This is a genomic window from Mesorhizobium sp. USDA 4413, from assembly GCF_056280365.1.
The window spans coordinates 4631403-4652683 of the sequence record NZ_JBVPRP010000001.1 but is presented as its reverse complement, the minus strand read 5'-3'; the positions used below and the strand labels follow the sequence as shown (position 1 = coordinate 4652683).

Genomic DNA, 21281 nt, shown 5'->3' with positions numbered 1-21281 from the left:
GAAGAGCTTGTGATGGACCAGAAGATCGACACCACCCCCTATGACGTCGAGGCGATTCGCCGCGATTTCCCGATCCTGTCGCGCCAGGTCTATGGCAAGCCGCTGGTCTATCTCGACAATGGCGCTTCAGCGCAGAAGCCGCAGGTGGTGCTCGACACCATCCAGCACGCCTATTCCCAGGAATATGCCAACGTCCATCGCGGCCTTCATTTCCTGTCGAACGCCGCGACCGACGCCTATGAGAATGCGCGCAAGTCGGTGCAGCGGTTTCTCAACGCGCCGAGCACAGACAACATCGTCTTCACCTCCAACACCACCTCCGCGATCAACACCGTCGCCTATGGCTGGGGCATGCCGCGGATCGGCGAGGGCGACGAGATCGTGCTGTCGATCATGGAGCACCACTCCAACATCGTGCCCTGGCATTTCATCCGCGAGCGGCAGGGCGCCAAGCTCGTCTGGGTGCCGGTCGACGATCTGGGCGCCTTCCATATCGAGGAACTCGAGAAGCGCCTAACCTCGCGCACGAAACTCGTCGCCATCACCCAGATGTCCAATGCGCTCGGCACGGTGACGCCGATCAAGGAGATCGTGCGCATCGCCCATTCGCGTGGAATTCCCGTCCTCGTGGACGGCAGCCAGAGCGCGGTCCACATGCCGATCGACGTGCAGGACCTCGACTGCGATTTCTTCGTCTTCACCGGCCACAAGGTCTACGGCCCGTCGGGCATCGGCGTGCTCTACGGCAAGAAGGATAGGCTGGAAGAGATGCGGCCCTTCATGGGCGGCGGCGAGATGATCGAGGAGGTAACGGAGGATATCGTCACCTATAACGAGCCGCCGCACCGCTTCGAGGCCGGCACGCCGCCGATCGTGCAGGCGATCGGCCTGGGCGCGGCGCTCGACTATATGGAAAAGGTCGGCCGCGAGCGCATCGCGGCACACGAGGCGGATCTCAAGGCCTACGCGCATGAGCGGCTGCGGGCGATCAACTCGCTGCGCATCTTCGGCGACGCACCGGGCAAGGGTGCCATCATCTCGTTCGAACTGCACGGTATCCATGCGCATGACGTGTCGATGGTCATTGATAGGCAGGGCGTGGCGGTTCGTGCCGGCACCCACTGTGCTCAGCCGCTGTTGAAACGCTTCGGCGTCACCTCCACATGCAGGGCATCATTCGGCATGTATAATACCAGGGCCGAAGTGGACGCTTTGGCCGAGGCGCTGGAAAAGGCGCGAAAGTTCTTCGGGTGATGATCATGGACGATGTGAGCGCGACCGCAGAGACTGTTCCGGAAACCGCCGGCAACGGCATCGTCTCGGCCTCGGCTATCCCCGCCGACGAGCTGGCGCGGCTGACCGACGACATCGTTTCGGCACTGAAGACGGTCTACGACCCGGAAATCCCGGCCGATATCTATGAGCTCGGCCTGGTCTACAAGATCGACATAGAAGACGACCGTTCGGTCAAGATCGACATGACGCTAACCGCGCCGGGCTGCCCGGTGGCGGGCGAAATGCCCGGATGGGTCGAGAACGCCGTCGGCGCCGTCGAAGGCGTTTCCGGCGTCGAGGTCTCAATGGTGTTCGACCCGCCATGGACGCCGGACCGCATGTCGGAAGAGGCGCAGGTCGCGGTCGGGTGGTACTAGCAGGCGCAGGCTGGCGCACTTGCGCCGGCGGTAAAACTTCACCATTTTAGGTGAGAATCATTCGGCAGACTTGAACCTGCATGGAATGGAGAAGGAAAAGCATGGGACGCTTCGCCGTCATCACGATGACCGATAAGGCCGCCGTCCGCGTGCGCGAGATCGTCGCTACGCGCGACAACGCGCATGGCATCCGCCTCGGCATCAAGAAGGGCGGCTGCGCCGGCATGGAATACACGATCGATCTGGTGACCGAGCCCAATCCCAAGGATGATCATATCGAGCGTGGCGGCGCGCATGTCTATGTTGCGCCGGAAGCCGCGCTCTTCCTGTTCGGCACCGAGATGGATTTCGAGCAGACGACGCTGCGCACCGGCTTCACCTTCAAGAATCCGAACCAGAGCTCGGCCTGCGGCTGCGGCGAATCCGTCGAATTGAAGCCCGCCGACCTCAAGGCGCTTGCCGAGGCGCGCGCCTCGGCCTGACCAAGCTCGCGGCGCTTCCGCTCAGTCCGGCAACGCCGCGATGACGACAAGCTCGACAACAAGATCAGGCTGCGCCAGGGCGGCGACCCCGATCACCTCCGATGGCGGCGGATTGTTGTAACTGCAGTGCTTCGGGCAATGTTCGGCGAAGAATTCATCCAACACGTCCAGGCGAAAATTGGGTGAGCTGAGAACGCCGCCGGAAGGAAAAGGCCCTTTGACGTAGAACGTCACCTTGACCAGGTGATCGAGCGAGCTGCCAAGTTCCTCCAGGTCCGACTTGATGTTCGCAAGGATTTCGCGCCACTGCGTTGCCGCGTCGCCGACAGCGCCGCCCTGGTGCTTCGACGGATCGTAGTCGTCGACTGTGGCGGTGTTGCCGGACAGAAAAACATATCCCTTCGCGTCCGAGACGACCGTGCCCTTGCCCCAGGGCATCAAACGATCGCCTTTGAATTTCTTGTGCGTCGTGAGGTTCATTCCGGCCTCCTGCCAAGCTTTTGTTTGACGCAATTCCGGACGGAAAACCGCTGCGCACTTTTCCTGGAATTGCTCTAATCCACCCACATCCCCGTCCGCTTGTGCCAGTCGGCGATCGATTCCTCCGGATAGAGGTCGAACACCTTGTCGTTCTCGCCGATCACCGGCTCGACCCAGTTCGCCTTGTATTTCAGCATCAGATGCACCTTTTCCGTTGGCGTCGGCAGGTCGGTGTCGATCGCCGAGGCGAAGGGATGCACAAGCTCCGGCCAGGTCGGGTCGTAGAGCCAGAGGGCCGCGCCGCATTTGCGGCAGAAGTTGCGCTCGCCTGTCGAGACCTCGCAATGCGGGTGCTCGTCGTCCTCGATCTCGGCGCGATACACGCCGAGGCTGCGTTTGCCCCTGATGTTCATCGTCCGGTAATCGGCGCCGAGGTTGATGGCAAAACCGCCGCCGCCCTGCTGCTTGCGGCAGATCGAGCAGTAGCAGAGCATGAACGGCACCGGCGTGTGGCTCTCCACCTCGAAGCGAACGGCGCCGCAGCGGCAGGAGCCTTTGAGCAGGACGGGCATGGCGGGAACTCCGCTTCCAGGTCTCAACCTGTCAGCATGCTTTTGGTTGCGGCGATGACAAGGCCGATCCCGGATGAGATGATCGCGGCATGGACAATGCCCGCCTTGAAGAATTGTTCGAAAGCCTTGGCCCGATCGGCATCCGAAAACTGTTCGGCGGCAAGGGCATCTATTGCGACGGCGTCATCGTCGCGGTCGTCGTTCGCGGCGAACTGATGCTAAAGGCGGATGAGGAAACCGTTCCGCACTTCGAAGCCGCGGGCTGCCGCCAGTGGACCTATACAGGCTCGCGCCACGGCAAGGAGGTGGCGATGCCCTATTGGAGCGTTCCCGACGAGGCGTTCGACGATCCGGACGAGATGGCGGTGTGGGCGCGGCGGGCCTATGAGGCGGGAAGACGGGCTGGGAAGTGATTGGTCCGCTGTCGAAACACTTGTGAAGGGCACGTCGAGGCCGCCCCTCATCTGGCCGCTTCCCGGCCACCTTCTCCCCGGTGGGGAGAAGAGATAGGCGCCGGCGCCGGCAAGCTCCTCTTGCCTTGGGGAGAGGTCGGATTGCCCCGAATTGCCCTTGCAATTCGGTCTTGGCAATCCGGGTAAGGGGCCTTCGCCTTGTGCCTACAACGCCTTGGCAATCTCCGCCGCCAGCCGCGCGTTGTTCTCGACCAGCGCGATGTTGGTCTTGAGGCTGCGGCCGCCGGTCAGCTCAAGAATCTTCGACAAAAGGAACGGCGTCACCGCCTTGCCGGTGACATTCTGCGCTTCGGCCGCCTTTTGCGCGGCTTCGATATAGCCGGCCATTTCGTCAGCCGGAATTTCGTCGTTCTGCGGCACGGGATTGGCGACGAGGATGCCGCCGCCCAAGCTCAGCGCCTGGCGGGTGCGGTAGAAATGCGCGATGTCCTCAGGCGCCTGCAGCGTCAGCGGCGCGCGGAAGGGCGACTCCCTCGACCAGAAGGCGGGCATGGTCTCGCAGCCATGGCCGATGACCGGCACGCCGCGCGTTTCCAGAACTTCCAGCGTCTTTTCGATGTCGAGGATCGCCTTGGCACCGGCCGATACGACGATGACAGGCGTGCGCGCCAGTTCGTCGAGATCGGCCGAGATATCGAAACTCTTTTCGGCGCCCTTGTGGACGCCGCCGATGCCGCCGGTGGCGAAGACTTTTATACCGGCCACATGCGCGGCGATCATGGTGGCCGCCACCGTGGTGCCGCCGGTGCGCTTTTGGGCGACCGCGAAGCCGAGATCGGCGCGCGACAGCTTCATGGCGTCACCGATCATCGCGAGCGATTCGCGTTCGCCGTCGGACAGGCCGATCTTGATGCGGCCGTCGACCACGGCGATCGTCGCCGGCACCGCGCCGCCATCGATGATGATCTGCTCGACCCTGGCCGCCATCGCGCCATTGTCGGGATAGGGCATGCCATGGGTGATGATGGTGCTTTCCAGCGCCACCACGGGCCGGCCGGCAGCAAGCGCCTCCGCCACGGGCGGATGGATGTCGATAAAGGGGCGAGCGGTTTCCGGCGTCATATCTGTCTCCGACAAGGAGGAAGTGGATGGTGTGTGGCCCTATGCCACCTCCCGCGCCTCCGGCACAAGGGCAAGCGCCTGCGTGAAGTTGGCGATCGTGAAGGATGGCACGGCCTCCGGACTCTCTATGGCGAGCATTGCCGCCGCCACGCCCTCGCGCAGCGCTGCGCGCAAAGGAAGGCCGCGCAGCAGGGCGGCCACCGTCGCGCCGGTCAAGGCGTCGCCGGCGCCGGTCACGTCGGCGACCCGGCGCGGCGCAGGCGGGTCGATTTCGAAGATGCCGGCGTCGTCGAAGGCCAGCACGGGGGCGCTGCCGGCCGTAACCACGCCGGCATTCAGGCCACCCCGCCTGAGCGCCTCGACAAGGGTTTTGCCCGACAATTCGGCGCCGACCAGCGCGGCGGCTTCGCGGCGGTTCATGAAGAGCAGCGACAAATTCCCGAGCAACGGAGCCAGCCGAACGACCTTCGCCGGCGAGACGGCAATGGCGAAGACCGGCCGGCCGCCGGCGAGCGCCACCAGGCGATCCAGCGCCGTCGTTGGCAGGTTGGCGTCGCACAGGATGGCGTCGGCGGCGGCGATCGCCTCGCGCACCTTGGCGCGGCGGATCTGTTTCGGGAAGGCGAGGTCATAGAGCGCCATATCGGCCAGCCCGACGATCAATTCGCCTTCGGCGTCGATCAGCGCGGTATAGCTCGGCGTGGTGCGGTCGAGGAACACGACCGAGAGGTCCGCTATCCCGGCGTTGTCGATCGCCGAGGCGACCGTTTCGGCCGCCGCGTCGCCGCCGCGCACCGAGATCAGCGAGGCCGAGACGCCACGCTTCACTACGCTGCGCAGCGCGTTGAAAACGACGCCGCCGACATCCTCGCGCATCATGCCGGGGTTGGAAGCGGCGGGCACATAAGTGCCAGAGACCTGGCCGCGCCGGTCGATATGGGCGCCACCCAGGGCCAGGATAGTTGGGGATGTCGGCATTTCGGGTCGGTGACTTTCGTTGATCGTGCGGCTGCGCACACTAGGTTTCCCCGGGTCACCCTGCAATCGGGGGCGCGATTCGGGATGGCCGGATATCGAAATCTCTTCTAGGCCAGTGGTTGCGCTCCGCACTAGCTCTGGTGAGACAAAAATAGAACAAATCCAGATATTGATTATTTTTCAGGTATTTGTTGCCCCTTGCCAAATGAGAACAAAAAAGGTACAAAACGGCAGGGATCACGGATTGTCCGGCCTTCATTGACGACCAAGGGGTGATGTATCATGGCTCAGAATACTTTGCGGCTTGTAGAGGATAAGGCAGTGGACAAATCAAAGGCTCTGGATGCGGCGCTGTCGCAAATCGAGCGCGCTTTCGGCAAGGGCTCGATCATGCGGCTCGGCGCCAATGAGCAGGTGGTCGAGATCGAAACCGTGCCGACCGGGTCGCTCGGCCTCGACATCGCGCTCGGCGTCGGCGGCCTGCCGCGCGGCCGCATCATCGAGATCTACGGGCCGGAAAGCTCGGGCAAGACGACGCTGGCGCTGCACACGGTTGCGGAGGCCCAGAAGAAGGGCGGCATCTGCGCCTTCGTCGATGCCGAGCACGCGCTCGATCCGGTCTATGCTCGCAAACTCGGCGTCGACCTGGAAAACTTGCTGATCTCGCAGCCCGACACCGGCGAGCAGGCGCTGGAAATCTGCGACACGCTGGTGCGTTCGGGCGCCATCGACGTGCTGGTCGTCGACTCCGTTGCGGCATTGACGCCGCGCGCCGAAATCGAAGGCGAGATGGGCGACGCGCTGCCCGGTCTGCAGGCTCGTTTGATGAGCCAGGCGCTGCGCAAGCTGACCGCTTCGATCTCGCGCTCCAACACCATGGTCATCTTCATCAACCAGATCCGCATGAAGATCGGCGTCATGTTCGGCTCGCCCGAGACGACCACCGGCGGCAACGCGCTGAAATTCTACGCCTCGGTGCGCCTCGACATCCGCCGCATCGGCTCGGTCAAGGACCGCGACGAGGTCGTCGGCAACCAGACCCGCGTCAAGGTGGTCAAGAACAAGCTGGCCCCGCCCTTCAAGGTGGTGGAGTTCGACATCATGTATGGCGAGGGCGTGTCGAAGACCGGCGAGCTCGTCGATCTTGGGGTCAAGGCGGGTGTGGTCGAGAAATCGGGCGCCTGGTTCTCCTATAATTCGCAGCGTCTCGGCCAGGGTCGCGAGAACGCCAAGCTGTTCCTGCGCGACAATCCCGACACGGCGCGCGAGATCGAGCTGGCGCTTCGGCAGAATGCCGGGCTGATCGCCGAGAAATTCCTCGAGAATGGTGGCTCCGAGGGTGGCGATGACGGGTTCGAGGACGAAGCCGGCGCCATGTAAGGCTAGCTCGTTCCAGGAAAACCGCGCAGCGGCTTTCTGTTCGGAATTGAGCGAAAGCAATTCGTCGGCTTAGCCGGAGTTCGGCCACAATCCCGGTTTATCGGGTTATGCTTATGTAATCGAGTTCTTGAGTACTGCGTACCCGAACCGCCGGCCTTCGCGCCGGCGGTTTTGTGTTTCGGGGTAGCGTCGAGCGGCCGGCGGATCGTTTAATGGCCTAAAGCGCGTCGCGATCTTTCAGATTCGCTCCATGCGCTTTAGGTTTTTGATTTTACGCATGTCTTTATCCCGAAACCGGTTCCCACTTTCGGGAGACATGCTTTAACTCCGTGTTTCTGGACAGGCTCAAGAGCTATCGCTAAAAGGCCCATCTATCTTCTGAAACACCAAAGCCCATTTGCCGCCGGCCGGGCCGGCGGTTCTTGCGAAAAAGGCAGTATGCAATGAGTGGCGTGAACGACATCCGGTCGACATTCCTCGACTACTTCCGCAAGGAGGGCCACGAGATCGTCGCCTCGAGCCCGCTGGTGCCGCGCAACGATCCGACGCTGATGTTCACCAACGCCGGCATGGTGCAGTTCAAGAACGTCTTCACCGGCCTGGAGAAGCGCCCCTATTCGCGCGCCGCGACGGCGCAGAAGAGCGTGCGCGCCGGCGGCAAGCACAACGACCTCGACAATGTCGGCTACACCGCGCGCCATCTCACCTTCTTCGAGATGCTCGGCAATTTCTCATTCGGCGACTATTTCAAGGAACGCGCGATCGAGCTGGCCTGGAAGCTGATCACCAAGGAATTCGGCCTGCCGAAGGACAAGCTTCTGGTCACCGTCTATCACACCGACGACGAGGCGGCCGGCTACTGGAAGAAGATCGCCGGCTTCTCGGACGATCGTATCATCCGCATTGCCACCTCCGACAATTTCTGGGCGATGGGCGACACCGGACCCTGCGGCCCGTGTTCGGAGATCTTCATCGACCGCGGCGAGCATATCTGGGGCGGCCCGCCCGGCAGCCCGGAAGAGGATGGCGACCGGTTCCTGGAATTCTGGAATCTGGTGTTCATGCAGTATGAGCAGGTGACGAAGGAAGAGCGCATCGACTTGCCGCGTCCCTCGATCGACACGGGCATGGGCCTGGAACGCATGGCCTCGATCTTGCAGGGCGTCGAAAGCGTTTTCGAGACCGACCTTTTCAAGCATCTGATCGATGCGACGTGCTCGGCGCTCGGGCACGGTCACAACCAGGAGAATGCAGCATCCTTCCGCGTCATCGCCGATCACTTGCGCTCATCCTCTTTCCTCGTGGCCGACGGCGTGCTGCCCTCCAATGAGGGGCGCGGCTATGTGCTGCGCCGCATCATGCGCCGCGCCATGCGCCACGCGCAGCTGCTCGGCGCCAAGGAGCCTTTGATGTGGCAGCTGGTGCCGGCGTTGGTGCGCGAGATGGGCCAGGCCTATCCCGAGCTGGTGCGCGGCGAGGCGCTGATCACAGAGACGCTGAAGCTCGAGGAGACGCGTTTCCGCAAGACGCTGGTGCGCGGCCTCGGCCTGCTTTCGGATGCGACCGAGACGCTCAAGGCCGGCGACATGCTGGATGGCGAGACGGCCTTCAAGCTCTACGACACCTATGGCTTTCCGCTCGATCTGACGCAGGACGCGCTGCGCCAGCGCAGCATATCGGTCGATATCGCCGGCTTCACCGACGCGATGGAGCGGCAGAAGGCGGAGGCGCGCGCGCATTGGGCGGGCTCGGGCGAAGCCGCGACCGAAACCGTCTGGTTCTCCGTGCGCGAAAAGACGGGCGCGACCGAGTTCCTCGGCTACGAGACTGAAGCTGCGGAAGGCATCGTCCAGGCGCTGGTCAAGGACGGCAAGACGATCGACAGCGCCGGCCAGGGCGACGCGGTCGCCGTGGTCGTCAACCAGACGCCCTTCTATGGCGAATCCGGCGGCCAGATGGGCGACACCGGCGTGATCTCCGGCGAGGGCTTCTCGATCGAGATTTCCGACACGCAGAAGAAGGCCGACGGTCTGTTCGTGCATCTCGGCAAGGTGGCCAAGGGCACGGTCAAGACGGGTGCGGCGGTCGAGCTCAAGGTCGATCATGTCCGCCGCTCGAAGCTGCGCGCCAACCATTCCGCGACGCATCTCATCCACGAGGCGCTGCGCGAGGTGCTGGGCACCCACGTGGCGCAGAAGGGCTCGCTGGTCGCACCTGACCGGCTGCGTTTCGACATTTCGCACAATAAGCCGATCTCAGCGGACGAGCTCGAAGAGGTCGAGCGCATGGCGAACGAGATCGTCGTGCAGAACAGCCCGGTGACGACGCGCCTGATGTCGGTCGACGATGCCATCGCCGAAGGCGCCATGGCGCTGTTCGGCGAGAAATACGGCGACGAGGTCCGCGTGGTGTCGATGGGTACGGGCTTGCATGGCGCCAAGGCCAATCGGCCCTATTCGGTCGAGCTCTGCGGCGGCACGCATGTGAAGTCGACCGGCGATATCGGCTTGGTGCGCATCCTGTCGGACAGCGCGGTGGCGGCCGGCGTGCGCCGCATCGAGGCGCTGACCGGCGAGGCGGCGCGCAAGCATCTGGACGAGCAGGACAGGCGGCTGAAGGCCGCGGCGGCGACCTTGAAGATATCGCCGGCAGACGTGCCGGCGCGCGTCGAGGCGCTGCTCGATGAGCGCAAGAAGCTCGAAAAGGAGCTTACGGAAGCGCGCAAGAAACTGGCGCTTGGCGCCGGCCCGGCCGTATCCGACGCTCCGCCCACCAGCGAGACCGTCGCGGGCGTCGGTTTCCTTGGCAAGGCGGTTAGCGGCGTGGCGCCGAAGGACCTGAAGCCCCTGGCCGATGCCGGCAAGAAAACGCTCGGCTCCGGCGTGGTGGTCTTTGTCGGCGCCGGCGAGGACAACAAGGCAAGCGTGGTCGTCGCCGTCACCGACGACCTGACCGGCCGCTTCAGCGCCATCGATCTGGTGCGCGTCGCGTCCGCTGCGCTTGGCGGGCAGGGCGGCGGCGGCCGGCCCGACATGGCGCAGGCCGGCGGCCCCGACGCCTCCAAGGCCGATGATGCCATCGCGGCGGTGAGGGCGGCTCTGGAGGCGGCGTAGGTCGCGGGCTAATTTATCGAAACGTCGGCGGGACAGAGAGGGCGCTGTCCCGCGGTCTTTTCAATACTGTCAGCTCACCTTCTCGGTAAGCGCAAAGCTCGGGCGAGCGGCGATGCGCGCATACCAATCTTTGATCTCCACGAACCGCGCCAGCAGATCGCGTCCTTCCGCGACCTTGAGGAAATAGGCGATGATCGGCGCCGCGTGCAGGTCGGCCAGCGTCAGTTGCTCGCCAAGCAGCCACGGGCCTTGTGCCTTCAGCGATCTCAGCACCTTGAGCACGGTTTCCGCTTGACCGAGCCCGCGGGCGATCAGCGCCTCATCGGGTGGCGCCCTCTCCAACCGCTCCACGGCTACGTCCCAGACCATGGCGCGATAACCATAGGCGTCGAGCATGCCGATGATCTGGCCCATCCTGGCGCGGCCGCGGGCGTCGGCCGGCTGCAGCGCCGGACCCTCGAAAGCCTCGTCGACATAGCGCGCAATGGCACCCGTCTCGAACAGACGAAAACCGTCATGCTCGAAGGCCGGGATGCGGCCGAACGGATGATGTTCGAGATACCAGGCCGGAATGCCTTCGGCGGCAAAGATGTCGAGAGGGACGAGGTCGTAGCCGACGCTCTTTTCCTCCAGCACCATCCGCGCGATGCGGACATAGACGCTGTAGTCGGCGCCGTAGAGGGTTGGCTTGGCCATCGCTTCGCTCTTTCGGTTACCCTAGAAAAAACGAAGGCTCCGTACGGAGCCTTCGATATTACCGGGATTTCGTTTTACCCCATGGCCTTCTGTAGATTCTCGTCAATCTTGTCGAGGAAGCCGGTGGTCGAGAGCCATGGCTGGTCGGGACCGATCAGCAGCGACAGGTCCTTGGTCATGAAGCCGGCCTCGACCGTCTGGATGCAGACCTTCTCCAGCGTCTCGGCGAAGCGCTTCAGTTCGGCATTGTCGTCGAGCTTGGCGCGGTGGGCGAGGCCGCGCGTCCAGGCGAAGATCGAGGCGATCGAATTGGTCGAGGTTTCCTCGCCCTTCTGGTGCTGGCGGTAGTGGCGGGTGACGGTGCCGTGCGCGGCTTCGGCCTCCACCGTCTTGCCATCCGGCGTCATCAGCACCGAGGTCATCAGGCCGAGCGAACCAAAACCTTGCGCCACGGTATCGGACTGCACGTCGCCGTCATAATTCTTGCAGGCCCAGACATAGCCGCCCGACCATTTCAGGCTAGAAGCAACCATGTCGTCGATCAGGCGGTGCTCGTACCAGAGCTTCCGTGCCTTGAATTCGGCCTCGAATTCCTTCTCGTAGACTTCCTGGAAGATGTCCTTGAAGCGGCCGTCATAGGCCTTGAGGATGGTGTTCTTGGTCGACAGATAGACCGGGAAGTTGCGCAGCAGGCCGTAGTTCAGCGAGGCGCGGGCGAACTCGCGGATCGACTCGTCGAGATTGTACATGGCCATGGCGACGCCTGCGCCCGGAGCGTCATAGACGTCGTGCTCGATCACCTGGCCGTCCTCGCCGACGAACTTGATCGTCAGCTTGCCCTTGCCGGGGAAGCGGAAGTCGGTGGCGCGGTACTGGTCGCCGAAGGCATGACGGCCGACGACGATCGGCTTGGTCCAGCCCGGCACCAGGCGCGGCACGTTCTTCATGATGATCGGCTCGCGGAAGATGGTGCCGCCGAGGATGTTGCGGATGGTGCCGTTGGGCGACTTCCACATCTTCTTCAGCTTGAATTCCTCGACGCGCGCCTCGTCGGGGGTGATCGTCGCGCATTTCACGCCGACGCCGTGTTTCTTGATCGCGTTGGCCGAGTCGATCGTCACCTGGTCGTTGGTGGCGTCGCGGTTCTCGATGCCGAGATCGTAATATTCAAGCTTCAGGTCGAGATAAGGATGGATCAGCTTGTCCTTGATGAACTGCCAGATGATGCGGGTCATCTCGTCGCCGTCGAGCTCGACGACCGGGTTCGCCACCTTGATCTTCGCCATGGAAAGAATGCCTCGTTGCTGGGGATCTGAACGGCCTTGCCCGCATGGTTTCGGCCGGGGATGCGGGAGCGTATATCAAAGGCTTTTTCAGCGCGCAAACCGCGATCCGCGCCGGGCCGAACAGGTGCCGCTGTCGTGAATGCTTCATTTTCCGGCCCGGATGTGGCAGGGGACGCCGAAACGCCGCAAACCCCGGTTAGTCATAGCCATGCCAGCCATCGAAGACACAACCAAAACCGCTTTCGCCGGACCGGCGATCATCCTGGTCGAGCCGCAACTCGGCGAGAATATCGGCATGGTCGCGCGGGCCATGGCGAATTTCGGCTTGTCCGAGCTCAGGCTGGTCAACCCGCGCGACGGTTGGCCGAGCGAGAAGGCACGCGCGGCCGCCAGCCGCGCCGACCACGTCATCGACGCCACCAGGGTCTTCGACGATCTGACCTCGGCGGTTGCCGACCTGAACTTCGTCTTCGCCACGACGGCGCGCGAGCGCGACGGCTTCAAGCCGGTGCGCGGGCCGGTGGAGGCGGGCAGGGCGCTGAGAGCGCGCAACGAGGCGGGCCAGCGCACCGGCATCCTGTTCGGGCGCGAGCGCTTCGGTCTCTATAATGACGAGGTCGGGCTCGCCGACGAGATCGTCACCTTCCCGGTCGATCCCGGCTTCTCTTCGCTCAACATCGCGCAAGCGGTGCTGTTGATGTCCTATGAATGGATGAAGTCCGGCCTCGCCGACGAGACGCAGACCAATTTCTCCGGGCCGGAGCTGGTGCCGGCGACCAAGGAGCAGCTGCACAGCCTGTTCGCCTATCTGGAAAACGCGCTTGAAGCGCGCGGCTATTTCCGCCCTGAGGAAAAGAAGCCGAAGATGGTCGACAATCTGCGCGCCGTGCTGACGCGCGCGGGCTTCGCCGAACCCGAGCTCAAAGTCCTGCGCGGCATCATCTCCTCGCTCGACCGGTTCTCGCCGGCCATGCCGCGCGGCGACGGCTCGCCCGGAGACGATCCGAGACGATTGCCGGCCGGCGCGCGCGGTCGCGCCAAAGACGAAGAAAGTTAAAATCGATAAGCTATGAGCATTTGAAGTAACTGAATTTTATTCGGTGGTGCGTCATCCTTGCTGTAATAGTGGGGTGGCACATGTTCACGTCCAATATTGGTCGGCTGCGCTTTTTCCTTTACTCTCTCGGTCTTGCCGTCGCCGAAACCGTGGTGATCGTCATCTGCATTGTCAGCACGATCGGCTTCGAAGGGCTGATCAATTCGGGGCCTGGTCCGGCGCGGCAAGGCATGGCGGGCGCCGTCCTCGTCGCCTCGCTCATCTTTGTCGCGCTGCGCGGCAACATCGCCTCGCGCCGCACCCGCGACGCCAACGGGCGCCGTTGGATCCTGTGGGCCTACATCGCGCTCTCCGCGGTGTACGCCCTTTTGCAGGCAGGCGTGCTTCTGGTCGTCAAATTCGACGATCCCGAGAGCATTCCGGGCGGGCTGAACCTGCTCGCGCTTTCGATATTCGGCCTCTGGTGCACGATCCTCTGGGCGAAACCCGTCGCCGGCAGCAATATCGACGAATTGACGGACGTTTTCGACTTCGACGGCCCCCTGCCGGCACCGGCGCGCGCCGGACGCACCGCTGCGCCGGCCGCTCCACGCGCCGCGGTCTCATCCGCACGCATTCCGCCCGCGCCGCAGCCTTTCGGCAGGCCGCGCCCCGCCGGCTTCGGCAAGCGCGGCATATGAGCGAGCCTCAGAGCCCGATGATTTCAGTCGAATCGACCTGAACTCTGGGTCCGCGTCCAATCCAAGAGATGGAGCATGGTGTCGTCCGAGAACCGCTCCACACCTTTCGCCATATTGCTCTGGCGACTGCGCAAAAGCTGCTCGCATTCGCCTCTTCAAGACCACGATCATTCGCGATAGAAGCGCGGTCGATCCAATCACGGATCGGACGCTTCTCTTCGTTTTGACGCAATTCCGGACGGAAAACCGTTCACACTTTTCCTGGAATTGCTCTGTGGCCGGATGACAATGAGCGATCGATCAAGCCAACGCCCGATCCTGATGTTCGATTCTGGCGTCGGCGGGCTGACGGTGCTGCGCGAGGCGCGCGTGCTGATGCCCGACCGCCGCTTCGTCTATGTCGCCGACGACGCGGCTTTTCCTTACGGCGCCTGGGAAGAGCCGGCGCTCAAGGATCACATCCTCACGCTGTTCGGCAAATTGCTCGACCGCCTGCAGCCGGCGATCTCGGTCATCGCCTGCAACACAGCCTCGACGCTGGTGATCGACGCGTTGCGCGAAACATTCCCCGGCCATACTTTCGTGGGCACGGTGCCTGCGATCAAGCCCGCCGCCGAACGCACCCGGTCAGGCCTGGTATCGGTGTTGGCGACGCCCGGCACCGTGAAGCGCCAGTACACGCGTGACCTGATCAGCAAATGGGCGCAGAAATGCCATGTGCGCCTGGTCGGCAGCGATAGGCTAGCCGGGCTGGCCGAGATCTATATGCGCCAGGGTTTCGTCGACGAGGAAGCGGTGCGCGCCGAAATCGCGCCCTGCTTCATCGAGCGCGACGGCAACCGCACCGATATCGTCGTGCTCGCCTGCACGCATTACCCGTTTCTGGTCAACCGCATGCGCAAGACCGCGCCCTGGCCGGTCGACTGGATCGATCCCGCCGAGGCGATCGCGCGGCGCGCCATGTCGCTCATCGATCCTGTCGGCGAAACATTGGGCGAGAGCGAGCCCGATCTGGCCGTCTTCACTTCGGGTAAGGTGGATTTTCCCGTGAGGCGGCTGATCCAAGGCTTTGGCCTTACCGCGCGCTAGCGCTCAAGCCGGCGGAGCGGGCTCGAAGACGATGCTGCGCTGATCCGGATCGGCGGAGACCAGCTTTAGTGCGAGACTATCGCCCTGCCTGAGCCGGGAGGCCTTCACATTGGCGACGACAGGCAGGTCGGCAAGCTGCACCCGCACGCCATGATCGACGATATCGGTGACGACGGCCTTGAACGTTTCCCCCTCATGTCCCTTGAGCATGACCGCCTCGGCCAGATCGATGGCCGCGTGGCTGATCTGCGACGCACGGGCATCGGCACGCCCCATCACACTTCGGCAATCTGGCGAAGGCGGCGGTGACCGCCTGCGGCACAGGCTGGCCGTTGGCGATTGCCAGCGCGCAGCGAACGACGTAGCGGTCGGCCAGCCGCCGGAGCGGCGCGGTGGCATGCGCATAGGTCGCGGCCATCGCCTCATGCCAAGGAATGATGCCTTCCCGATAGGGCTGGTAGGACGCGCCATTGCCCGCGCGGCGGATTTCCAGCATCAGCGCCGCCTGTCGCGGATCGGCTGGATCGAGCGTGCGCTGGTAGTCGCGCAGGCTGGTGGATGCCGGCCAGGACAGGCCGAGCGCCTGTGCCGCGTTGCGCAGCCTCTGCACCTTGGAGGCATCCGGCCCCGACATCACCCGGAACAGCCCGGTCTTGTGCACCAGCATGGCATCGGCGATCGCCATATTGGCGGCCAGCGAAAGCGCGGCGTTGTCCTGCTCGGATTGCAACAACGGTCTGAACGAAAGCCGGAACGTGCCGTCGGCGAGCCTTTCCACCTCCTGCTCGGGCGGGTCGACGCGCGAAGCGCCGCGCCGCTCTTCGTTCATCGCCATGCGCCGCGCCAGTTCCGCGAAACCGGCGGGAACATCCGAAGCCTTGACGCTGTCATAGGCGAGCTTGGCGCGGCTTTGAATGATGGCGCGCTCCGCGCTATCCAATTTCACCGCGCCGTCTCCGGCAATCCGGATCGTGAAGATGACCGCAGGACGCGGCCCATCGGGCAACAGGCTCGCCGCAGCCTCGGCAAGCAGGGGTGGGTAGAGACCGGCCTTACCGTCGGGCAAGTAAAACGTCTCGCCCCGGTTCCAGGCTTCGAGGTCAATCGCGTCGCCGTCCTCGACGAACCAGGCCACGTCGGCAATGGCGTAATGCAAGAGAAGATCGCCGCCGCTGGCGTCGATCGAGAAGGCCTGGTCGAGATCCGTGGAACTCGCCGGATCGAGCGTGACGAAAGGCATCGCCGTGCGGTCGACATGCTGGCCGGGCACACGCCTCGCAGCCGCCTGCGCCGCGGCCGCCACCTCCGGCGGAAATCCATTCGGCACGTGGAATTCGGTTCGGATTTTCGCGAGGCCGGTAGAGAGTGCCTGTGCGGGATCGGTCAGCGATTTCATGCTGCCGTCCTACACTGGCGCTCCGGACGCGGGAAGGCTGCCAAGGAAAATCGCCCGGGCCGGCGACTTACCGATGCCGAGGGGCCGAGTCGCTGACGTTGGAACCGCCGCAGAGGCCCCGCGTTTTTCCCGCAGCAAAGGAGACGGCCATGCCCGCTACATCGCAAGCCCAGCAAAAGGCCGCTGGCGCGGCACTTTCCGCCAAGCGTGGCGAGATCAAGAAAAGCGAGCTCAAGGGGGCGTCGCGCGAGATGTACGATTCCATGAGCGAGAAGCAGCTCGAGGAATTCGCCGAGACCAAACGCAAGGGCCTGCCCAGCAAGAAGTCATAATCGCGAGATCGGAAGAAAAAAGCCCGCGGTGCCGTCCGCGGGCTTCGTCTGGATAAGGCCAGGCAGTCAGCTAGCGCCGCCACCAGCAGTGCCGCGTCTTGTAGCGGACGACATGGCGGTGCCCGTGGCGCCACACCACTCTTTTCTTCACCACGACGCGGCACACCTGCTTGTGGCCATGCCAATGCCTGGCCATGGCCGGCTCAGGCATCATGACCGCCATCGACCCGGCCAATACGGCGGCTCCAGTCAGGGTAAGGAAGAATTTCTTCATGGGAATTCGGACTCCTCTGCTCCAGTCCCTTCATCAATGCAGGGCGTTGTGTCCTAAGACGCCGCATCCGCCCCGATGCCGGTGTGCAACTTTGCGCCACACCCAGCGCCGCATGCAACGCAGGGATGATATCGGGTTGGCGTCGGCACCGCCAGCCACAAGCTTGACAGCGGTTAAATCTGTGTTTAACAGGCCCACCAACACCGGGTGGCGACGCCCGGTGGTTTGTTTTGACGTGTCCCGTGGGTTTTCCGTCGCTTTGCGTGGGAAACCCTGTCAGGTCTCGAAAACGGAGGCCAGAGGAGGGCGCGTTTCCTTCGCCCGGAGCCATGGGTTCCGGGTATATTGTTTTGAAAGGGAATGCGATGAGCAAGCGCGAATCCGCGAAATACAAGATCGACCGCCGTCTTGGCGAAAACATCTGGGGTCGCCCGAAGTCCCCGGTCAACAAGCGTGAATATGGCCCCGGCCAGCACGGCCAGCGCCGCAAGGGCAAGCTTTCCGACTTCGGCCTGCAGCTGCGCGCCAAGCAGAAGCTGAAGGGTCACTATGGCGACGTTTCGGAAAAGCAGTTCCGCAAGGTCTATGAAGAGGCCAACCGCCGCAAGGGCGACACCTCCGAGAACCTGATCGGCCTGCTGGAGTCGCGCCTCGACGCGATCGTCTATCGCGCCAAGTTCGTGCCGACCATCTTCGCCGCCCGTCAGTTCGTCAACCACGGCCATGTCAACGTCAACGGCAAGCGCACCAACATCGGTTCGTATCGCTGCAAGCCGGGCGACGTGATCGAGGTGCGCGAGAAGTCGAAGCAGCTCGTCATGGTGCTGGAATCGGTCGCTCTCGCCGAGCGCGACGTGCCGGACTATATCGAAGCCGACCACAACAAGATGACCGCGACCTTCGCTCGCGTTCCGGGCCTGTCGGACGTTCCGTTCGCCGTGCAGATGGAACCGAACCTGGTCGTCGAATTCTACTCGCGCTGATCGGGACCAACCAGCCGCAGCATCCAAGGCCGCCTCTCGGGGCGGCCTTTTCTTTGGCGGTCAGGTCCGCTAAGCCGAGCGCCAACCGAACCATGAGGCCGGGGCCATGAACATGCTGCCAGACGTGAAATCCCTCGAGCCGATTGGCGACGAGATTGACGGCGGTTTCCACCCGCTGTTCCGCGACGTGCCGTCCTCGGTCGAATTCAACAAGCTGCGCAAGCGGCTCTTAAGGCTCACCCGCCAGGCGATCGAGGATTTCGCCATGGTGAAGCCGGGCGAACGCTGGCTGGTGGCGCTCTCCGGCGGCAAGGATTCCTACGGCCTGCTCGCCATCCTGCTCGACCTCAAATGGCGCGGGCTGCTCCCCGTGGAACTGCTCGCCTGCAATCTCGACCAGGGCCAGCCGAATTTTCCAAAACACATCCTGCCCGACTATCTCAGCGCCAACGGGATCGCGCACCGCATCGAATACCAGGACACCTACTCGGTGGTGACCGACAAGCTTCCGGAGGGCAGCACCTATTGCTCGCTCTGCTCGCGGCTCAGGCGCGGCCATCTCTACCGGATCGCGCGCGAGGAGGGGTGTTCGGCGCTGGTGCTTGGCCATCACCGCGAGGACATCCTCGAAACCTTCTTCATGAACCTGTTCCATGGCGGGCGTCTCGCCGCCATGCCGCCCAAGCTCCTCAATGACGAGGGCGACGTCATGGTGCTGCGGCCGCTTGCCTATTGTGCCGAGGCCGACCTCGAGAAGTTCGCCAATGCGATGAAATTTCCGATCATCCCATGCGACCTCTGCGGCAGCCAGGAAGGGCTGCAGCGCAATGCCATGAAGGCGATGCTCGACGACATCGAGAAGCGCATGCCGGGCCGCAAGGACACGATGATCCGCGCCATGACCAATGTAAGGCCTTCGCATCTGTTGGACAGGAAACTGTTCGACTTCGCGGGGCTCGCCACGAACACGGGGCAAGACATTTCCAATGACATTTGACGACCGCGCGATCGACTGGCTGGCCGACCTTCTTGCCGATGCAGCCAGGGTTGAAATCATGCCGCGCTTCCGCCGGCTGGGCGAGGGCGACGTCCGCCAGAAGACGTCCGCCGCCGACCTCGTCACCGAGGCGGATGTCAACGCCGAACGGCTGATCACTGCCCGGCTGCTCGAGCGCTATCCCGACGCCATGGTGGTCGGCGAGGAAGCCTGCTTCGACAATCCGGCGCTGCTGTCGGGCCTTGGCGATGCTGCGCTTGCCTTCGTCGTCGATCCGGTCGACGGCACTTTCAACTTCGCGTCCGGCGTGCCGCTGTTCGGCGTCATGGCCGGCGTCGTCGTCAACGGCGAGACCGTCGCCGGTATCATTTATGACCCGGTCGGCGAGGACTGGCTGATCGGCGCCAAGGGCGCCGGCAGCCATATCCGCCATGCGCATGGCGCGCTGGAGAAGGTACAAGTCGCGGCGCCGGTGCCGATGTCGCAGATGACCGGCGCCGTTTCCTGGCAGTTTCTCCAGGAGCCTGAACGCTCGCGGCTTGCTCGCAACCAGACCAAGACGCTGTCGCAATTCGCCTATCGCTGCGCGGCCCATGAATATCGGCTTCTAGCCAGCGGCCACGCCCATTTCGTGCTCTACAACAAGCTGATGCCCTGGGATCATCTGGCGGGCGCGCTGATCCATCAGGAAGCGGGCGGCTATGTCGCGCGCGTCGATGGCAGCGCCTACCTGCCCTCGCATGTCGACGGCGGCCTTCTGGTCGCGCCCGACAAGCAGAGCTGGGACGAGTTGCGCCGCGAGCTCTGGGCCGAGTAGAATCTGCGCCCGGCCGGCGATCTGCCGGCCAGAGAGCAATTAGAGCAATTCCAGGAAAAGTGTAAGCGGTTTTCCGTCCGGAATTGCGTAAAAACAAGGAGATAGAGCATTTCACCGTTGCCGTGAAACGGTGAAATGCTCTAGTGCAGATCGGTGACGTGCCCCGAAACGGGGGGATTGTGGGGCTGGAACATCCTGCCCCGCTCTGCAATCAGGATCATCAGCAAGGCCGCGACCGAGACGCTGCAGAAGCCCGCGGCCAGGGGGGTTACCGTGCCGTTATAGGCCTGGCCGATCGCCGCTCCGATCAGGGCGCCGAGAAAAGTCTGCATGAAACCAAGAATGGATGCCGCCGTACCGGCGAGTTCGCCGAGCGGCTCCATGGCCAAGGCGTTGAAATTCGCGCCCAGTCCGCCGAATGGCAGCATCGCGCCGGCAAAGAAGGTGATGAAGAGCCAGAGCGGCATCTGCATCTCCAGCGAGACCACCAGCCAGGCAAGGCTGATGCACAGGAAGATAAGCAGCGCGCCTTGCGACAGGCGGCGCATGCCGATCTGTCCGACCAACCGCGAATTGAGATAGTTGGAGAAGGCTAGCACGCCGGCGACGCCGGCAAAGATCAGCGGGAACAATTCACCGACGTGAAAGATGTCGATGTAGATCTGCTGCGCCGAACTGATGAAGCCGAACATTGCCGCGAAGATGAACGTGCTGGCAAAGGCGTAGCAAAGCGTGAGCCGATTGGTGAGCACGATGCGGAAGCCGCCGAGCACGGATCCTGCCGTGAGCTGGCGGCGATATTCGGGATGCAGCGTCTCAGGCAGGCGCAGCAGAGCCCAGGTCGAAACGATCAGCGCGCCGATAGCCATGGTCACGAAAATCCAGTGCCAGCTGGCGAACAGCATGACGAACTGGCCGATGCCGGGCGCGATGACGGGGATGGCCATGAACACCATGAAGATCAGCGACATCACCTCGGCCATACGCCGGCCTTCGAACGTGTCGCGCACGATCGAGACGGCGATGACGCGGGTTGCGGCCGCGCCGATGCCCTGGACGAGGCGCCAGGTCAGCAACAGGGCGAAACTGGGCGCTATGGCGGCGGCGGCCGCGGCTACGACATAGACGACCAGGCCAAAGACCAGGGGCGCGCGGCGCCCGAAGCGATCCGAAATAGGCCCGAACAAAAGCTGTCCGCCGCCGAAGCCGAGCATATAGGCGGTGATGACATATTGGCGGTGGTTCTCGCTCTCGACGCCGAGCGAGGCGCCGATCTGCTGCAGTGCCGGCAGCATGATGTCGATGGCCAAGGAATTGAGCGCCATCAGCGCCGCGCAGAGCGCGATGAATTCCCAGCGCGGAATGGGCAAATTGGTTGCCGATTGCTGCGCCACAGCCTGCTTGTCCACCGCAAGATCCGATCGTTTCAAACGAACATGCGCCGGACTGCCGGCGCATGAATTCGTCTCGTTCCCGAGCTTA

23 protein-coding genes are annotated in these 21281 nt (G+C 63.5%); 13 read left to right on the top strand and 10 right to left on the bottom strand.

Annotated features, from left to right (window positions below; translation table 11 throughout):
- Positions 1 to 12: 12 nt before the first annotated feature.
- The 3 genes from ACVMIM_RS22795 (at position 13) to sufA (ending at position 2134) form a co-directional block, all read left to right on the top strand.
- On the top strand, positions 13 to 1254 hold the full coding sequence (locus ACVMIM_RS22795) for a cysteine desulfurase (RefSeq protein WP_476114701.1): 1242 nt from the start codon (positions 13 to 15) through the stop codon (positions 1252 to 1254).
- A 5-nt stretch (positions 1255 to 1259) separates the two neighbouring features.
- Positions 1260 to 1652, top strand: coding sequence for an SUF system Fe-S cluster assembly protein (locus tag ACVMIM_RS22790; protein ID WP_040995632.1), 393 nt, complete (start codon positions 1260 to 1262; stop codon positions 1650 to 1652).
- Between the two features lie 101 nt (positions 1653 to 1753).
- Entirely contained in the window at positions 1754 to 2134 is a 381-nt protein-coding gene (sufA, locus tag ACVMIM_RS22785) for a Fe-S cluster assembly scaffold SufA (protein WP_476114699.1), read from the top strand.
- A gap of 21 nt (positions 2135 to 2155) precedes the next feature.
- Here sufA and ACVMIM_RS22780 read toward each other — a convergent pair whose 3' ends face one another.
- Both ACVMIM_RS22780 and ACVMIM_RS22775 read right to left on the bottom strand, forming a co-directional pair.
- Positions 2156 to 2614: a RidA family protein gene (locus tag ACVMIM_RS22780; RefSeq protein WP_095765180.1), complete on the bottom strand. Its 459-nt coding sequence runs from the start codon at positions 2612 to 2614 to the stop codon at positions 2156 to 2158.
- A 74-nt stretch (positions 2615 to 2688) separates the two neighbouring features.
- Complete coding sequence (locus tag ACVMIM_RS22775; protein WP_476114697.1) at positions 2689 to 3186, bottom strand: GFA family protein; 498 nt, start codon at positions 3184 to 3186, stop codon at positions 2689 to 2691.
- An 89-nt stretch (positions 3187 to 3275) separates the two neighbouring features.
- On the opposite strand from ACVMIM_RS22775, the gene ACVMIM_RS22770 reads away from it, so the two are divergent.
- The gene (locus ACVMIM_RS22770; protein ID WP_040995435.1) at positions 3276 to 3599 is read left to right on the top strand and encodes a TfoX/Sxy family protein; all 324 of its coding nucleotides are present in this window, start codon (positions 3276 to 3278) and stop codon (positions 3597 to 3599) included.
- A gap of 204 nt (positions 3600 to 3803) precedes the next feature.
- Here ACVMIM_RS22770 and ACVMIM_RS22765 read toward each other — a convergent pair whose 3' ends face one another.
- Both ACVMIM_RS22765 and ACVMIM_RS22760 read right to left on the bottom strand, forming a co-directional pair.
- Positions 3804 to 4721, bottom strand: a complete 918-nt coding sequence (locus ACVMIM_RS22765; protein ID WP_476114695.1) for a pseudouridine-5'-phosphate glycosidase — start codon at positions 4719 to 4721, stop codon at positions 3804 to 3806.
- Positions 4722 to 4760: 39 nt separating this feature from the next.
- Positions 4761 to 5699: a carbohydrate kinase family protein gene (locus ACVMIM_RS22760; RefSeq protein ID WP_476117337.1), complete on the bottom strand. Its 939-nt coding sequence runs from the start codon at positions 5697 to 5699 to the stop codon at positions 4761 to 4763.
- 282 nt (positions 5700 to 5981) lie between these two features.
- Here ACVMIM_RS22760 and recA point away from each other — a divergent pair, with 282 nt between their 5' ends.
- Both recA and alaS read left to right on the top strand, forming a co-directional pair.
- Positions 5982 to 7079: a recombinase RecA gene (gene recA / locus ACVMIM_RS22755; protein ID WP_112127716.1), complete on the top strand. Its 1098-nt coding sequence runs from the start codon at positions 5982 to 5984 to the stop codon at positions 7077 to 7079.
- A gap of 443 nt (positions 7080 to 7522) precedes the next feature.
- Entirely contained in the window at positions 7523 to 10192 is a 2670-nt protein-coding gene (gene alaS / locus ACVMIM_RS22750; protein ID WP_476114694.1) for an alanine--tRNA ligase, read from the top strand.
- Positions 10193 to 10261: 69 nt separating this feature from the next.
- On the opposite strand, the gene ACVMIM_RS22745 is transcribed toward alaS, so the two are convergent.
- Positions 10262 to 10888 carry a glutathione S-transferase family protein gene (locus tag ACVMIM_RS22745; RefSeq protein WP_476114692.1) on the bottom strand — a complete coding sequence of 209 codons (627 nt, stop codon included), beginning with the start codon at positions 10886 to 10888 and terminating at the stop codon, positions 10262 to 10264.
- A 74-nt stretch (positions 10889 to 10962) separates the two neighbouring features.
- The gene (locus ACVMIM_RS22740; protein ID WP_476114690.1) at positions 10963 to 12174 is read right to left on the bottom strand and encodes an NADP-dependent isocitrate dehydrogenase; all 1212 of its coding nucleotides are present in this window, start codon (positions 12172 to 12174) and stop codon (positions 10963 to 10965) included.
- A gap of 208 nt (positions 12175 to 12382) precedes the next feature.
- On the opposite strand from ACVMIM_RS22740, the gene ACVMIM_RS22735 reads away from it, so the two are divergent.
- The 3 genes from ACVMIM_RS22735 to murI all read left to right on the top strand — a co-directional run bounded on the left by ACVMIM_RS22735 (position 12383) and on the right by murI (position 15000).
- Positions 12383 to 13231 (top strand): RNA methyltransferase, encoded by an 849-nt coding sequence (locus ACVMIM_RS22735; RefSeq protein WP_476114689.1) that lies wholly within the window; start codon positions 12383 to 12385, stop codon positions 13229 to 13231.
- Between the two features lie 80 nt (positions 13232 to 13311).
- Positions 13312 to 13911, top strand: a complete 600-nt coding sequence (locus ACVMIM_RS22730; protein ID WP_476114688.1) for a hypothetical protein — start codon at positions 13312 to 13314, stop codon at positions 13909 to 13911.
- Positions 13912 to 14199: 288 nt separating this feature from the next.
- On the top strand, positions 14200 to 15000 hold the full coding sequence (gene murI, locus ACVMIM_RS22725; protein WP_476114686.1) for a glutamate racemase: 801 nt from the start codon (positions 14200 to 14202) through the stop codon (positions 14998 to 15000).
- Positions 15001 to 15003: 3 nt separating this feature from the next.
- Here murI and ACVMIM_RS22720 read toward each other — a convergent pair whose 3' ends face one another.
- Positions 15004 to 15210, bottom strand: a complete 207-nt coding sequence (locus tag ACVMIM_RS22720; RefSeq protein WP_476114685.1) for a S1 RNA-binding domain-containing protein — start codon at positions 15208 to 15210, stop codon at positions 15004 to 15006.
- A complete protein-coding gene (locus ACVMIM_RS22715) occupies positions 15194 to 16396 on the bottom strand; it encodes a ribonuclease catalytic domain-containing protein (RefSeq protein WP_476114684.1) in 1203 nt (400 codons plus the stop codon). Before ACVMIM_RS22715 ends, ACVMIM_RS22720 begins: the two co-directional genes overlap by 17 nt.
- A gap of 149 nt (positions 16397 to 16545) precedes the next feature.
- On the opposite strand from ACVMIM_RS22715, the gene ACVMIM_RS22710 reads away from it, so the two are divergent.
- A complete protein-coding gene (locus ACVMIM_RS22710) occupies positions 16546 to 16728 on the top strand; it encodes a DUF3008 family protein (protein ID WP_040981273.1) in 183 nt (60 codons plus the stop codon).
- Positions 16729 to 16798: 70 nt separating this feature from the next.
- Here ACVMIM_RS22710 and ACVMIM_RS22705 read toward each other — a convergent pair whose 3' ends face one another.
- Complete coding sequence (locus ACVMIM_RS22705; RefSeq protein ID WP_476114682.1) at positions 16799 to 17002, bottom strand: hypothetical protein; 204 nt, start codon at positions 17000 to 17002, stop codon at positions 16799 to 16801.
- A 365-nt stretch (positions 17003 to 17367) separates the two neighbouring features.
- Here ACVMIM_RS22705 and rpsD point away from each other — a divergent pair, with 365 nt between their 5' ends.
- The 3 genes from rpsD to ACVMIM_RS22690 all read left to right on the top strand — a co-directional run bounded on the left by rpsD (position 17368) and on the right by ACVMIM_RS22690 (position 19799).
- The gene (rpsD, locus tag ACVMIM_RS22700; RefSeq protein WP_040995412.1) at positions 17368 to 17985 is read left to right on the top strand and encodes a 30S ribosomal protein S4; all 618 of its coding nucleotides are present in this window, start codon (positions 17368 to 17370) and stop codon (positions 17983 to 17985) included.
- Between the two features lie 106 nt (positions 17986 to 18091).
- On the top strand, positions 18092 to 18982 hold the full coding sequence (gene ttcA / locus ACVMIM_RS22695) for a tRNA 2-thiocytidine(32) synthetase TtcA (protein ID WP_476114680.1): 891 nt from the start codon (positions 18092 to 18094) through the stop codon (positions 18980 to 18982).
- Positions 18972 to 19799: an inositol monophosphatase family protein gene (locus tag ACVMIM_RS22690; RefSeq protein WP_476114678.1), complete on the top strand. Its 828-nt coding sequence runs from the start codon at positions 18972 to 18974 to the stop codon at positions 19797 to 19799. Before ttcA ends, ACVMIM_RS22690 begins: the two co-directional genes overlap by 11 nt.
- Before the next feature lie 140 nt (positions 19800 to 19939).
- On the opposite strand, the gene ACVMIM_RS22685 is transcribed toward ACVMIM_RS22690, so the two are convergent.
- Positions 19940 to 21208 carry a multidrug effflux MFS transporter gene (locus tag ACVMIM_RS22685; protein WP_476114677.1) on the bottom strand — a complete coding sequence of 423 codons (1269 nt, stop codon included), beginning with the start codon at positions 21206 to 21208 and terminating at the stop codon, positions 19940 to 19942.
- Positions 21209 to 21281 lie beyond the last annotated feature (73 nt).

Excerpts from the sequence above, each read along its gene's own strand:
- murI (WP_476114686.1), top strand. The coding sequence starts at position 14,200 with ATGAGCGATCGATCAAGCCAACGCCCGATCCTGATGTTCGATTCTGGC.
- ACVMIM_RS22760 (WP_476117337.1), bottom strand. The coding sequence starts at position 5,699 with ATGCCGACATCCCCAACTATCCTGGCCCTGGGTGGCGCCCATATCGAC.
- ACVMIM_RS22775 (WP_476114697.1), bottom strand. The coding sequence starts at position 3,186 with ATGCCCGTCCTGCTCAAAGGCTCCTGCCGCTGCGGCGCCGTTCGCTTC.
- ACVMIM_RS22770 (WP_040995435.1), top strand. The coding sequence starts at position 3,276 with ATGGACAATGCCCGCCTTGAAGAATTGTTCGAAAGCCTTGGCCCGATC.
- alaS (WP_476114694.1), top strand. The coding sequence starts at position 7,523 with ATGAGTGGCGTGAACGACATCCGGTCGACATTCCTCGACTACTTCCGC.
- ACVMIM_RS22795 (WP_476114701.1), top strand. The coding sequence starts at position 13 with ATGGACCAGAAGATCGACACCACCCCCTATGACGTCGAGGCGATTCGC.
- ACVMIM_RS22765 (WP_476114695.1), bottom strand. The coding sequence starts at position 4,721 with ATGACGCCGGAAACCGCTCGCCCCTTTATCGACATCCATCCGCCCGTG.
- recA (WP_112127716.1), top strand. The coding sequence starts at position 5,982 with ATGGCTCAGAATACTTTGCGGCTTGTAGAGGATAAGGCAGTGGACAAA.
- ACVMIM_RS22790 (WP_040995632.1), top strand. The coding sequence starts at position 1,260 with ATGGACGATGTGAGCGCGACCGCAGAGACTGTTCCGGAAACCGCCGGC.
- ACVMIM_RS22740 (WP_476114690.1), bottom strand. The coding sequence starts at position 12,174 with ATGGCGAAGATCAAGGTGGCGAACCCGGTCGTCGAGCTCGACGGCGAC.
- ACVMIM_RS22710 (WP_040981273.1), top strand. The coding sequence starts at position 16,546 with ATGCCCGCTACATCGCAAGCCCAGCAAAAGGCCGCTGGCGCGGCACTT.
- ttcA (WP_476114680.1), top strand. The coding sequence starts at position 18,092 with ATGAACATGCTGCCAGACGTGAAATCCCTCGAGCCGATTGGCGACGAG.
- ACVMIM_RS22745 (WP_476114692.1), bottom strand. The coding sequence starts at position 10,888 with ATGGCCAAGCCAACCCTCTACGGCGCCGACTACAGCGTCTATGTCCGC.
- ACVMIM_RS22705 (WP_476114682.1), bottom strand. The coding sequence starts at position 17,002 with ATGAAGAAATTCTTCCTTACCCTGACTGGAGCCGCCGTATTGGCCGGG.
- ACVMIM_RS22720 (WP_476114685.1), bottom strand. The coding sequence starts at position 15,210 with ATGCTCAAGGGACATGAGGGGGAAACGTTCAAGGCCGTCGTCACCGAT.
- sufA (WP_476114699.1), top strand. The coding sequence starts at position 1,754 with ATGGGACGCTTCGCCGTCATCACGATGACCGATAAGGCCGCCGTCCGC.
- ACVMIM_RS22690 (WP_476114678.1), top strand. The coding sequence starts at position 18,972 with ATGACATTTGACGACCGCGCGATCGACTGGCTGGCCGACCTTCTTGCC.
- ACVMIM_RS22730 (WP_476114688.1), top strand. The coding sequence starts at position 13,312 with ATGTTCACGTCCAATATTGGTCGGCTGCGCTTTTTCCTTTACTCTCTC.
- rpsD (WP_040995412.1), top strand. The coding sequence starts at position 17,368 with ATGAGCAAGCGCGAATCCGCGAAATACAAGATCGACCGCCGTCTTGGC.
- ACVMIM_RS22715 (WP_476114684.1), bottom strand. The coding sequence starts at position 16,396 with ATGAAATCGCTGACCGATCCCGCACAGGCACTCTCTACCGGCCTCGCG.
- ACVMIM_RS22735 (WP_476114689.1), top strand. The coding sequence starts at position 12,383 with ATGCCAGCCATCGAAGACACAACCAAAACCGCTTTCGCCGGACCGGCG.
- ACVMIM_RS22780 (WP_095765180.1), bottom strand. The coding sequence starts at position 2,614 with ATGAACCTCACGACGCACAAGAAATTCAAAGGCGATCGTTTGATGCCC.